Source organism: Vibrio sp. V33_P6A3T137, from assembly GCF_009904835.1.
GTDB classification, from domain to species: Bacteria; Pseudomonadota; Gammaproteobacteria; order Enterobacterales; family Vibrionaceae; genus Vibrio; species Vibrio metschnikovii.
On the sequence record NZ_WXWK01000032.1, the window covers coordinates 20271 to 32125 of the forward strand.

The 11855-nt window shown below is 44.9% G+C and carries 10 protein-coding genes; 6 read left to right on the forward strand and 4 right to left on the reverse strand.

Annotated elements, in window-relative coordinates; translation table 11 throughout:
* The first annotated feature begins 221 nt into the window (after positions 1 to 221).
* Positions 222 to 1856, forward strand: coding sequence for a trypsin-like serine protease (locus CAG60_RS02420; RefSeq protein WP_161438193.1), 1635 nt, complete (start codon positions 222 to 224; stop codon positions 1854 to 1856).
* Between the two features lie 71 nt (positions 1857 to 1927).
* Here CAG60_RS02420 and CAG60_RS02425 read toward each other — a convergent pair whose 3' ends face one another.
* The 3 genes from CAG60_RS02425 to CAG60_RS16480 form a co-directional block, all read right to left on the reverse strand.
* On the reverse strand, positions 1928 to 2596 hold the full coding sequence (locus tag CAG60_RS02425) for a DUF1826 domain-containing protein (protein WP_161438194.1): 669 nt from the start codon (positions 2594 to 2596) through the stop codon (positions 1928 to 1930).
* Positions 2593 to 3798, reverse strand: coding sequence for a zinc metallochaperone GTPase ZigA (zigA, locus tag CAG60_RS02430; RefSeq protein WP_161425202.1), 1206 nt, complete (start codon positions 3796 to 3798; stop codon positions 2593 to 2595). The genes CAG60_RS02425 and zigA overlap by 4 nt, the downstream gene beginning before the upstream one ends.
* Before the next feature lie 277 nt (positions 3799 to 4075).
* Positions 4076 to 4333 (reverse strand): ribosome alternative rescue factor ArfA, encoded by a 258-nt coding sequence (locus CAG60_RS16480; RefSeq protein WP_161425209.1) that lies wholly within the window; start codon positions 4331 to 4333, stop codon positions 4076 to 4078.
* A gap of 355 nt (positions 4334 to 4688) precedes the next feature.
* Between CAG60_RS16480 and CAG60_RS02440 the strand changes: the two genes are divergently transcribed.
* The gene (locus CAG60_RS02440; protein WP_161438195.1) at positions 4689 to 5837 is read left to right on the forward strand and encodes a DUF418 domain-containing protein; all 1149 of its coding nucleotides are present in this window, start codon (positions 4689 to 4691) and stop codon (positions 5835 to 5837) included.
* A gap of 162 nt (positions 5838 to 5999) precedes the next feature.
* Positions 6000 to 6752 (forward strand): siderophore ferric iron reductase, encoded by a 753-nt coding sequence (locus tag CAG60_RS02445; protein WP_161425204.1) that lies wholly within the window; start codon positions 6000 to 6002, stop codon positions 6750 to 6752.
* Here CAG60_RS02445 and CAG60_RS02450 read toward each other — a convergent pair.
* Complete coding sequence (locus CAG60_RS02450; protein WP_161425205.1) at positions 6721 to 7929, reverse strand: MFS transporter; 1209 nt, start codon at positions 7927 to 7929, stop codon at positions 6721 to 6723. The genes CAG60_RS02445 and CAG60_RS02450 overlap by 32 nt on opposite strands.
* A gap of 147 nt (positions 7930 to 8076) precedes the next feature.
* On the opposite strand from CAG60_RS02450, the gene CAG60_RS02455 reads away from it, so the two are divergent.
* Genes CAG60_RS02455 through fhuB form a run of 3 tightly spaced genes read left to right on the forward strand, consistent with a single transcriptional unit; the run spans position 8077 to position 11754 of the window.
* Complete coding sequence (locus CAG60_RS02455) at positions 8077 to 8844, forward strand: ABC transporter ATP-binding protein (RefSeq protein WP_161425206.1); 768 nt, start codon at positions 8077 to 8079, stop codon at positions 8842 to 8844.
* Between the two features lie 22 nt (positions 8845 to 8866).
* Entirely contained in the window at positions 8867 to 9760 is an 894-nt protein-coding gene (locus CAG60_RS02460) for an ABC transporter substrate-binding protein (protein ID WP_161425207.1), read from the forward strand.
* Between the two features lie 44 nt (positions 9761 to 9804).
* Positions 9805 to 11754: a Fe(3+)-hydroxamate ABC transporter permease FhuB gene (fhuB, locus tag CAG60_RS02465; protein ID WP_161438196.1), complete on the forward strand. Its 1950-nt coding sequence runs from the start codon at positions 9805 to 9807 to the stop codon at positions 11752 to 11754.
* Positions 11755 to 11855: the final 101 nt, after the last annotated feature.

Below are 11855 nucleotides of genomic sequence, written 5' to 3' on the forward strand. Positions count from 1 at the left end.
CCCCAGCACACCTCAACAATAATCGAGGGTTATTAGGTCATCTTGTTGTTATCCACTGAATAACCATCAAATTTCATCCGAACTCTTAATATCAAGCATTGGTATCTTAAGTACGCAAAATATTCACCGTGGTCATACCAGATAAATTTTTGTTTACTATTTGCACGATTTCCAATATGGTACCGGTCCCACCGAAGGTGTGGGAATTTATTGAGGTCTCTATGAAGCACAACATTTTATCAGCGGTAATAGGAACATTACTGCTTTCATCTTCTCCTTTGATGGCTTCTGGAACGGATTCTGATATCACCGCACGCATTATTGGCGGCGAAAAAGCACAATCCAATGATTGGCCGTATATGGCCGCGTTGACTCAAATTAATAAAAACACCGCATTTTGCGGCGGTAGTTTGATCTCAGAGCGCTACGTACTCACGGCTGCTCATTGCGTTGTCGGTAAAGCCCTTAGTGATTTTGAAGTACTTCTCAACGCTTATGATATGGATCAGTTGTCCTCAGCGACACGCGTAAAGGTAAAACAAATTTACCTTCACGCTGATTATCAAAAAAATAGTAACTCTTCACCACACGATATTGCCGTATTGGAACTGATCAAACCTGTCACTATTGAAACGGCAGAATTAGACGATAAAGCTGATGTCGATAGCCTGATATACGGTTCTGATATGACGACTATCGGCTTTGGCTACCGTCAATATAATGGTAAACAAGGCTATGATAGACCAACGGTTCTACATCAAGTCACTTTGCCATTTGTACCTATGGCGCAATGCAAGCAGGCACACTCGAGCTTTGAAAAGTTAGGGGACGGCGTGTTTTGTGCTGGCGAAACAGGCAAAGATACCTGTCAGGGTGATAGTGGCGGCCCGATTTTCTCTAATGAGAATAGCGGCAAAAAACTGGCGGGCATCGTCAGTTGGGGCGTAGAATGTGGCGTCAATCCTGGTGTTTATACCAAAGTCAGTCATTATCACCACTGGATACAAGATCACATCAAGGGTCTCTCCTATCGTCAACACAAAGATTTGGGCATTGTTCGAATAGGTACTGATTCTCAAGCGTTTACCTTTACCAACCAGTCTAATAATGATATTGAGCTAAAAAACCCTAAGGTTCTAGTCGATGGAAGAAATGGGCTTGGCGATATCTCGATCAATAACTGCCCAGAAAGCTTAGCCGCTGGTGCAAAATGCAGTATCATTGCAAATTATACGCTTCTTACCCATCGCCAAGGTCGAGTTGTGTTGGAGCTAGAATCCAGCTCTTTTGCTGAAGGCAAAATATCCGCTTGGCTCGACTATGATGCCTTACAAGATGCTGGACAAGAAGTAGCTAATTATCTTCGTGCTCTACCTGAGCATAAGGCTCATACCAATTCTCATAAATGGTTGGTGGATGGCAATTATTTAAGAAGTAAAAACGGCCTTAGTAAAAATCAAAATTCTGAGTTAGTGCTTGAAAATCTTCCGCGTGGAGAGCTGAGCTTCATCTATTCAATTAACTCTGATGATAAATTAGACTCTTTAACTATTTATGTTAATGGTGAGAAAGAAGAGGCCGTCTATGATCATGCTACTGGTTATCTGAAGCTTAAATTGTACAAACCACATAATATCGTGCGTTTTGATTATAATCGCTGGCCATACAGTAGCGGATACGATAGCTACGTAAAATTGTCTGATATTAAACACCAAAAACTTACCAGCGATCTGATCAATGAAATTCTAATAGAGCAAGCCAAAAATAGTGGCGGCGGCGGCGGCGGTAGTATTGGATTTGGCGCGGGGCTAGGATTATTAGCTCTGATGTGGATGCGTCGTTCACGTCAGCAATAGCAGTTATTAATACTGTCAAAATCAATCAGCAACCCAAGCTATCTCGGTATCGCTTGGGTTGTTTTTTTGAACTATACAAAATCGATGGTCAATAATAAACGCCGTTCGTTTGGGACATATGCTGGTGAACGGTGAACTAACCCGTTGTTTTCATTCCCCTCCCAGCCACTGCCTTTTAGCAATGCGACATCACCAGTGACCATTTGATGGATAATACTCTCTTTAGCGAATAAACCCGAGCAATCATCCGCTTGACCCAGACTTCCGGCACCCAGTTTCGTTCGATCGAGCCCTTGGCTACCCAGCCACTGCGTGGCAGAACCAGCATAAGTGGTCACCAGTCGGCATGGAACATGATCGACATGAAATTTAGGACACATCGGTTTATCGAGTATCGTTAGCCGCACCCCGACTTCTTGCACATCAAACAAACAACAAAACATGTCGACAATCATTGCGATATCTTCACTCAATATGTCTGCGCAAACATAATCAGCAAGTTTCTCGCGTAAGTATTCAGCCACATTCAATGGCGTGACTCGTAATACTAAAGCCAGTGATGGGGCTTGCTGTAACAACGTTTCGATCGTTAGTTGTAACTCTGCTGACAACCTACGTTGCCATATCGCAATGTTATGCTCAGGTTGATAGATATCGGTTAAAATGCTCGGCAGAGAACCTATCGGCAGGGCCTCTGCCTTTTCAATAGGAACCAATTTAGACGCTATTTTATCGCTCATGCTTCGTCCTCCCATCCTACAAATGGGTCTGGCAACGTCTGCCAAAACGTTTCTCCAGCGAACACCGCCTCTTCACTTAACAAACACTCATCCAGTGCCTTAGTCATCGCGACTTTATCTAGCCCCTGACCGATAAACACCAACTCCTGACGCCTATCGCCAAAGGGCTCTAACCAATGTTCTTCAATCGCTGCTAAATCATCTTCATTCGTTGGCCATTGCTCTTGAGGGATAGCTTTCCAAAATAGGCCAGCAAAACCATAGTCTGCAATACCCCCAGCTTGATTCCATTGCCCGACGAGATCTGGGCGTGACGCTAACCAAAAGTGACCTTTTGACCGGAGCAATTTGCCAAAATCGCTGGTGTTGTGTAAAAAATGATACAATTTTTCAGGATGAAAAGGGCGACGAGCCTGATAACTAAAACTACTGATCCCATACTCTTCTGTTTCTGGGATATGCTCGCCTCTGAGTTCTTTTAACCAACCTGGAGCCTGTTGTGCACGTTCAAAGTTAAATAACCCAGTATCTAATACCTCGGCGATATCAACTTGCCCATTTTGGATAGCGATAATGCGAGCATGGGTATTTAAGACCTTTAAAATTGAGGTTAAATGTTCGAGATCCGTTTGAGAAACAAGATCCACCTTACTGATCAAAATAACATCAGCAAACTCAACTTGCTCAATCAATAAATCTGTCACACTGCGTTCATCTTCGTCATCGAGGTGTTCGCCACGCTCTTGTAATGACTCAGCCGCGTGGTAATCACGTAAAAAATTCACCGCATCAACCACAGTAACCATAGTGTCTAAAATCGCAACATCGGAAAGTGAAACCCCCTCCCCATCAGCAAAAGTGAACGTCTCCGCAACCGGTAGTGGCTCAGAAATCCCTGTTGATTCAATCACCAGATTATCGAAACGCCCCTCCTTCGCCAATTGATTGACCGTAATCAACAGATCTTCACGTAGGGTGCAACAAATACAGCCATTACTCATTTCCACCAGCGTTTCTTCTTGATGATTGAGCGACACTTCGCTTTTTACAGTAGCTGAATCAATATTAATTTCACTCATATCGTTGACGATCACCGCAACTTTCTTGCCTTGACGATTATTCAAAATATGGCTGAGCACGGTGGTTTTTCCTGCGCCAAGAAAACCAGACAGGACCGTGACTGCAAGTTTTTTCTGGTTCATAGCAGTGACTCCAAACTGAATATGAATTCGAATCAGTAACCAGAATGAACATAAGTGCACGGCAACTGATCAATTTCGTTTTTGAACTTGATAAACGGTGACTTAGTGCGGTTTAGATTGATACCACCACCAAGCAAAATCAAATGTTATAACATAACAATAAGATTGCCAATCTTTGGTTGGAAATAAAAAATCGGTGATTAATGTGGCGAAGAAGTGTCAGTGTTCATTCAAGTTAGAATATTTGCAGGAAAAGAATAGCGTTTATGGCGGGAGGTTAAGCAGTGATAAAAGAAAAACCCTGTACAAAAAAGAACCTATTCCATTTTGTACAGGGTTCTTGACCCTTATGTTTCGCTTGTCGTTTAAAACTACCTTTGCCTTTTTGCGCCTTAACCACTCGAGTACGAAATAACGAACTGGTGACCACGGCTTTCAGCGCATTATCTTTGATCACCCCTCGGCCATGATCTAACGCTATTTCCTGCGTATGCTCCGCTTTTGACTGCGGAGGAAACGGTTTTTTCTTCACAATAACACCTCGTTTAAATTGAATCCTTTTATCATCCACCGTTTAAGCAACATCTATACTCAAACGACTTGAAACCATAGACCGACCGTCAGTTGATAAGTTCCCAATCACATGAATAAACCCTATGATTGGGATCAACGAACACAATCAAGGCCGCCACAGCTTGCAACGGAAAGAGTATAATCCATCAAAAGAATGCTTGCCAATACCCGCACCTGGCAGATGACTTAAATGACGACAATCAGGTACGTTTACTCGTATAATAAAAGTGATTAAGACCAGTAAAACGTGTAGATTCAAGTAATTAAAATCTCGAAGCTCAGCGCTTTTTCTGTTGGTAGTAGCAAAGGGAAATACAATGGCTGAACGCATTGAAAGCCTAGATTTTATCCGAGGGGTTGCCGTTCTCGGTATACTGTTTATGAACATCATGGCGATGGCAACCCCTATTGAGGCCTATTACAGCCCATTTTGGCGCGAAGGCTTATCAACATGGGAAGTGCCTGTGTATCACCTACAAAGCCTGTTGTTTGAGAGCCGCTTTATGTCGATCTTCAGCCTGCTGTTTGGTGTGGGATTGTATATTCAGTATCAAAGTGCGCTAGCAAAAAACCTTCCAGCACGGGCTAGATTATCATCACGGCTACGTTGGTTATTATTGTTTGGCCTTTTGCATGGTTTTTTACTTTTTGAAGGCGATATTTTAACGCTATACGCCTGCTGTGGATTTTTACTGATACGCTTACTCGATCTCAGCAGCAAAAAGCAATGCGTTCTGGCATTCGTACTGATGGGTTTAAGCCAACTGGTGATGCTGGGTTTCGTTGCCCTACTGATGTATCACGACATCCCAATTTTCACCGCAGAGCTACCCTTGAGTGGAACAGACCTCACGACACTGCAACAAACATGGACCAGTTACCCAGACCGATTATTGGCACAAACCATCAACTTTGCACAATTCTTACTCTTTATTCCATTAACCGTGCTTTGGTATAACACCGGCTTAATGCTGATCGGTATTTTGCTGTACAAAAACGGTTTCTTTCAACAAAGTTGCTGGCTACCTTGGGGACTTGGTTGCTTACTACTCGGATTAATTTCAGGATGGGGTGTACAGCAGCTACGGATAACATTCTGGCTGAGCTTAGACGTTGGCTTCTCGACGATACTTTTGATGATGTTGACGGGGTTGCTGTCAGCGATTGGTTACTGCTCACTACTGATGTTATTCGCCAACCATCACCATGTGTTGGTTCGCTTATTGAAGCAAGTGGGCAGAATGGCATTTACGCTCTATATATTACAAAGCGTCATGGTTTATCTGATCTTTGTTTGGCTTGCTCCGCAGTTATGGGGGCAACTTGGTAGGCCAGAGCTGATGGCCTTAGTCATTGTATTAACCGTCTTTCAAGTGTGGTTTGCTGATTTCTGGCAACGTCACTATGGGCAAGGGCCGTTGGAAAGAGGCTGGCGATATTTAGCTTATCGAGGGTTTGATCACTAAAAAGTCTGTCATTGCTCAAACTTCGTCGTATTAAGATCAAGATACGGTTCATCATTTAAGGTATGACATTGGCCAAAACCAAAATACAAATGAGAATCAATTGCAATTTTAGTGCTGTTTCTTTAAGCTGACGGTACTGTTATCATCTCAGACTCCAAATCCATGACCGAGCACGTTTTCTTTCAAGAACTCTTTGAAAAATCGAGTAAAGTAACCCCTTATCTTAACGGTAGATTTTCATCGAACTCAGATCAACAAGAGCCGATAATTCAGTGGGATCACCTTAGCTCAGCGCATATTCAAACTCTCTATTGGAATCTGCAAGCCGCTCATCCTGAAGCAGGATCCGCCTACTGGCTAACGCGTACTTGGACACTACTGTGCTGGCAGCCGGTCTATGTCGCTTTTGTCGCGATTTATGCTTGTCGAGGTTTACCGCAGTTATCTTCTATCGCCCAGAACGTTCAGCCTAATTTTGTCAGTGGTTTTCACTTCAACTCATTGAAATACCAGCAAGGTGAGCAAAAAGATCTTATTGCTCAGGCAGGCAAAGAGTTGAGTGAACTGTTCGAATATTTTCGCCACGAGATGGAAACATGGACTCGTATCCGTCCAGGCTTCACCCAGCATCTTTTTGCTGACAGTGTGTTGAACTGCTTGACCCAATTTCAGGAGTTCTACCCGGATCTTTCTAGGACGGAATTATTAGCACAAGCTCATCTCTGGTTAGAAGCCTGTAACTTACCAAAAACGTTAATACACTCTTTAAGCTACAACGCTGACACTCAGGCTGTCTCACACGTTCGAACCAGTTGTTGTTTGGTGTATAAATGCCAAGGGCGCAAACTTTGTCAGAACTGCCCAAGACATCCTGATAATAAGACTAAGAGCGCCCTTCAGCATGAACTGACTTAGATGAGGTCGAGGCAAAAGCCGTCCACATAATCAATAATGCAAAAAGAACACACAGGTAAATTGGGTAATGTGGTGAAAGAGTTGCACTAAAAGCTAACAAAGAAGCTAAACCATAGCCGATGGTATGTGACATAGAGATATAACCCGCGACAGCTCCGGGTGCATCCGAATATTGGGCCGTCGCGGCGGTAGTATAAGCAGGCACAAGCAACGCAGCACCACATGCAATAAACACCATAGCCAGAGGTAATACCCAGACTTGAGTGACTAAAAATAAGGCGAAGCCCACCACCACCAACCCAGCCCCTAAACGGTACATATGCTCTGGTGAGAGTTTCTTTTTCTTAATAACCATCACTTGAGTTACAAAAGTACATGCTGCGCTGATAGTAAGCAGCAACCCAATCGCGTCACTAATTTGGCTCGTCGGCCATTTCGTCACTGCACTGAGCAATGGAGAGAAACTGTATTGCAGCAAAGAAATCGCGCTACATAACAGCAATCCACTGGCGAGAAAACGCCACAATCGACGACTAGGAAACCAAGGCAATGATGCAGGCAATCGATTATCAGTTGACAACATCGACGGTGTGGGTAGAAAACAGGTACCTAGAAGCGCAACCATCGGTAATAAAACCATGATTAAGAAAGGTGCAAACGGCGACGCTTTTAGGGCGAGCAGTGAAATAACCGGACCAAGCAAGCGTCCCACACTCAAGCCAATGCTGACGGATGTTATCGCTTGCAAACGATGCTGCTCACCACACAATAATATCGCCCAATGCTGACTAGCAGGCACCATACCCGATACCGTACAGCCATAAATAATCCGCGCTACCGCAAGTCCAATCAAACATAACATAAAAATGGAAGCGGACTCTCGACTGGCCATGGCAAACAGAGCCAACAAGAAAAAGCTCACTGCCATACCAACGAGAGCCTGAATCACCACATGTTTAGGGCCATGTTTATCACTAACCCGCCCCCAAAATGGCGCAGAAGGCAAAAATAAAAAGCTGCCGAGAGCGATCAAAATAGACCAAGTGGGAAGATCAAACGCCGATTGCTCGACCAAAAAAGGCAGTGAAACCAAAAGCCCATTTTGGCCAATTCCCATTAATGCTGCCGACAAGCCAATCACACTCAATTGGTAAGACTGTTTTTTTAAAAGAAACATAGTGATAGCCGCTATTGTTGAGCTATGTTAAACCATCAATATCACGGCCTAACAATACGAAAAATGACAATAAAAACAATTATCATTTATATTCCATCATGTTAACATAACCTACTGGTAACCAATAAATCAATTTTCCATTACATTATGTTCCGACTTGTCGACGCCACATTTAACATTGATGAGAAGCTTATTCTCTCATCCACAAATCTGACCTTCGAGCCTGGTAAAATCACGACTCTGCTCGGTCATAACGGCTGCGGAAAATCTACCCTTATTAAATTGCTCAGTAGACAAAATAAACCGTCTTCAGGCCAGGTATTCTATGGTGATCAGCCCGCCTATACCCTGAATAATATCGAGTTTGCCCACCAAGTCGCTTATTTACCCCAACATCCACCGATGACGGCTGGGGTTACGGTGCGCGAGTTAGTTTGTTTTGGCCGCTACCCATGGAAAGGAGCTTTGGGACGTTATGATGCGCAAGATTACACTATTGTGGATGAAGCCATTGCCAAAGTAGGCTTAAGTGGATTTTCAGATAACTTTGTAGCAACCCTATCTGGAGGGGAAAGACAGCGGGCTTGGGTTGCTATGTTACTCGCTCAACAAAGTCAAACTCTGTTGCTCGATGAGCCAACCTCAGCCCTTGATGTGGCCCATCAACACGAACTGTTGACACTGCTCCGTGAACTCAACCAAAGCTTAGCACTGACAGTCATCATGGTGCTTCATGATGTAAACATGGCCGCTAAGTTCAGTGACCATCTCATCGCCCTACATTCCGGTCGAGTCATCGCGCACGGCACGCCAGAACAACTGATGAATCGCGAAACGTTACTGCAAATCTATGGCATGGAGCTAGCTATTTTTACTCACCCTCGCACTGGTCAAATGATTAGCTACATCCCTTAAATCAAAACAAAAGGATTCTGTTGTGAAGACGTTTATCACTCTGCTGCTTTCTCTATTAGTATTTCATACACACGCCTTAGAAATTCAACATGAAATGGGCAGCGCCTTCTTTACCAGTCCACCAAAGAAAGTCATCGTGCTTGACTGGGCATTAGCTGAAACGGTGCTGAGCTTAGGAGTGGAGCTACAAGGTGTGGCCGATCTTAAAGGTTATCAAGAATGGGTGGTTGAACCGGCACCGAATGCGAACGCCGTCGATGTCGGTTCAAGACGCGAGCCGAATATCGAGTTGCTGAGTGAACTCAAACCCGATGTAATTCTGATAAGTCAGCAGATGGCACCCGCTTATGAATTACTCAATAAAATTGCACCTGTGGTAGTATTTACTCTCTATAATGAAAAAAAACAGCCACTTAACGCAGCGGAATCCACCACTCGATTTTTAGGTCAATTGTTTGGAAAAACACAACAAGCAGAGCAAGTGATTACGGAAACTCAAGCCAAGCTAATAGCCAATGGTGAAAAAATTCGCTCACAATCTCAGGTGAATAAAAGCCTGCTCTTTGTACGTTTTATTAACGATAAGACATTGCGCATTCATGGGCAGGGTTCACTGGCCCAAGCCACCATTTCTGCCATGGGGCTTAAGAATAGTTGGCAAGAGCAGACCAATATATGGGGCTTTACCACTACGGGCTTAGAAAAACTTGCCGAATATCAACAAAGCCGCGTGATGCTGTTTGGTCCACTAAAACCACAAGATCGCCGAGTACTACAAACCTCTCCACTCTGGCAGGTCATGGCATTTACACGTCAAGACGCTGTCTACGAACTTCCTCCGGTCTGGACCTTTGGTGGCCTAATTGCTGCGCAGCGTTTTAGTGACCACATTACTGAGCGGTTGATCGTGCAATGATCCCGACCATAAGTCTTCCCCAGTCCAACAAAATAAAATTATCGATGACCACTTTGCTCTTGGTGGCATTATTTTGTTTTATTGTCGCATTATTACAAGCGACAGCACCCTATTCGCAAGGCATTACGCTGATCTGGAATACGGTGTGGCACTTTGACTCAAACAATTATCAACATGTCATTACCCATTTGACCTATCTGCCACGGCTTTGTGTCGCTCTGATCTGTGGGTTTGCCCTCGCTATAGCAGGTTGTGTAATGCAATTTGTTCTACGCAATCCCATCGCATCACCAACCACACTCGGCGTCGCGACTGGGGCAGAGCTCGGTATAGTTTTAAGCCTGTTGCTGCTGCCAACTGGATTGGCCATCCCTAATTTCATACCTGCCTTTTTAGGTGGCTGCTTAGCCACAACACTGGTTTTTTTGCTCAGTGCTAGTCGTGGTTTTGCTCCACTGCACATGATCTTAGCCGGCATGGTGGTCAGCCTTTTCTTTGGCTCACTCAATATCATGCTAATCATGCTGCATGAGCAGAAGCTGACCAGTATTTTTGTTTGGGGAGCGGGGGCACTTAACCAAAATGGCTGGAGCAGTACAACATTGCTATTGCCTTTAATTGCGCTACCAACATTACTCTTACTTATGCTGCAACGCCCACTGTCCGCACTGCAATTTGGCGATGGTATAGCGTCGTCTTTGGGCGTCAATATCAAACAGATGAAACTTATCTGTCTTGGGCTGGCAATATTCATTACTGCCGCTGTGGTCAGCGAAGTCGGCTTGATCGGCTTTATTGGCATCGTCGCTCCTGCCATCGCACGATTACTCGGGATACGACAGCTCACCCCCCAATTACTGAGTAGTGGCATGATTGGCGCACTCATGCTGTTGATTGTCGATTTAGCTATTCAACCTTTCTCTGGTGTCGGGGGGGAACTGCTGCCAGCAGGTGCAATGACGGCCTTACTGGGAGCACCGTTCCTATTGTGGTTACTACAACGTACTCAGCTACCTTCCGAACTTCGGGCTCGTGAAGAGCCGATTGAGCACTATCGAAAAGTCAGCTGCGTGCGGATTTTCGTTATTCTGCTAAGTCTACTGAGTACAATAACCTTATGCGGGTTAGTGTTTGGGCAAGGGCAAGCGGGGTGGAGTCTAACTCTCAATCCAATACTGCTAGAACTTCGTGCTCCTCGTGTACTCACCGCACTTCTTGCCGGTATAGGGCTGGGGCTGGCTGGTACCCTCATCCAACGTCTCTCCAATAACCCGATGGCAAGCCCAGAAGTACTCGGACTTAGCTCCGGAGCGGCACTCGCGATAGTGATCGGTAGTACCTTTGGGACCGCGATGGAACGCGATGAACAGATGCTATTAGGAACCGTCGGTGCACTCACCGTTACCGCTTTGATTTGGCTCCTCGGGCGCAAACACAATTTTTCGCCAAGCCAAACCCTACTAACGGGAATAGCCTTGAGCGCGGGGTTAGATGCCCTACTGCGTGTAGTGATGAGTTCAGGCCATGACAACGCCACAGCACTGCTGACTTGGCTTTCGGGTTCTACCTATTTAGTCGCCACTTCCGATATCTATTTATTAGCAGTGGGTGTTGGGCTAGTAGCTATAGTGGCATTGTTGCTCGAACGATGGATCGCGATCATCGAGTTGGGCGAAGTCACCGCTCGCAACCTTGGCATGAACGCGACTCGAGTTCGCTTGGTCTTACTGTTGCTTGTGGCTGCTCTAACCACACTCTGTACGATAGTGATTGGTCCTTTGAGTTTTATCGGCTTACTGGCACCCCATATGGCACGGAGCCTGCACCAATACCAACCGCGTTCGCAAATGCTTACCGCCGCTTTACTCGGTGCAATAGTCATGGTACTGGCGGATTGGGTTGGGCGTAACCTCTGGTTTCCTTGGCAATTCCCAGCTGGCCTGCTCGCTTCTCTTATTGGTGGTGGTTATTTCCTATATCTAATGAGACGTTAGCCGTACGTGATACTTAAAGAGGCTAACCCGTTAGCCCCCCTCACATTAACATCTGCACAACAAATAAACTCATTGGTTTAATTGTTTAATCATTTTTATTG

Bases quoted from the DNA above. Each gene is read 5' to 3' on its own strand.
- CAG60_RS02440 (WP_161438195.1), top strand. From the start codon at position 4,689: ATGGCTGAACGCATTGAAAGCCTAGATTTTATCCGAGGGGTTGCCGTT.
- CAG60_RS02450 (WP_161425205.1), bottom strand. From the start codon at position 7,929: ATGTTTCTTTTAAAAAAACAGTCTTACCAATTGAGTGTGATTGGCTTG.
- zigA (WP_161425202.1), bottom strand. From the start codon at position 3,798: ATGAACCAGAAAAAACTTGCAGTCACGGTCCTGTCTGGTTTTCTTGGC.
- CAG60_RS02455 (WP_161425206.1), top strand. From the start codon at position 8,077: ATGTTCCGACTTGTCGACGCCACATTTAACATTGATGAGAAGCTTATT.
- fhuB (WP_161438196.1), top strand. From the start codon at position 9,805: ATGACCACTTTGCTCTTGGTGGCATTATTTTGTTTTATTGTCGCATTA.
- CAG60_RS02420 (WP_161438193.1), top strand. From the start codon at position 222: ATGAAGCACAACATTTTATCAGCGGTAATAGGAACATTACTGCTTTCA.
- CAG60_RS02425 (WP_161438194.1), bottom strand. From the start codon at position 2,596: ATGAGCGATAAAATAGCGTCTAAATTGGTTCCTATTGAAAAGGCAGAG.
- CAG60_RS02445 (WP_161425204.1), top strand. From the start codon at position 6,000: ATGACCGAGCACGTTTTCTTTCAAGAACTCTTTGAAAAATCGAGTAAA.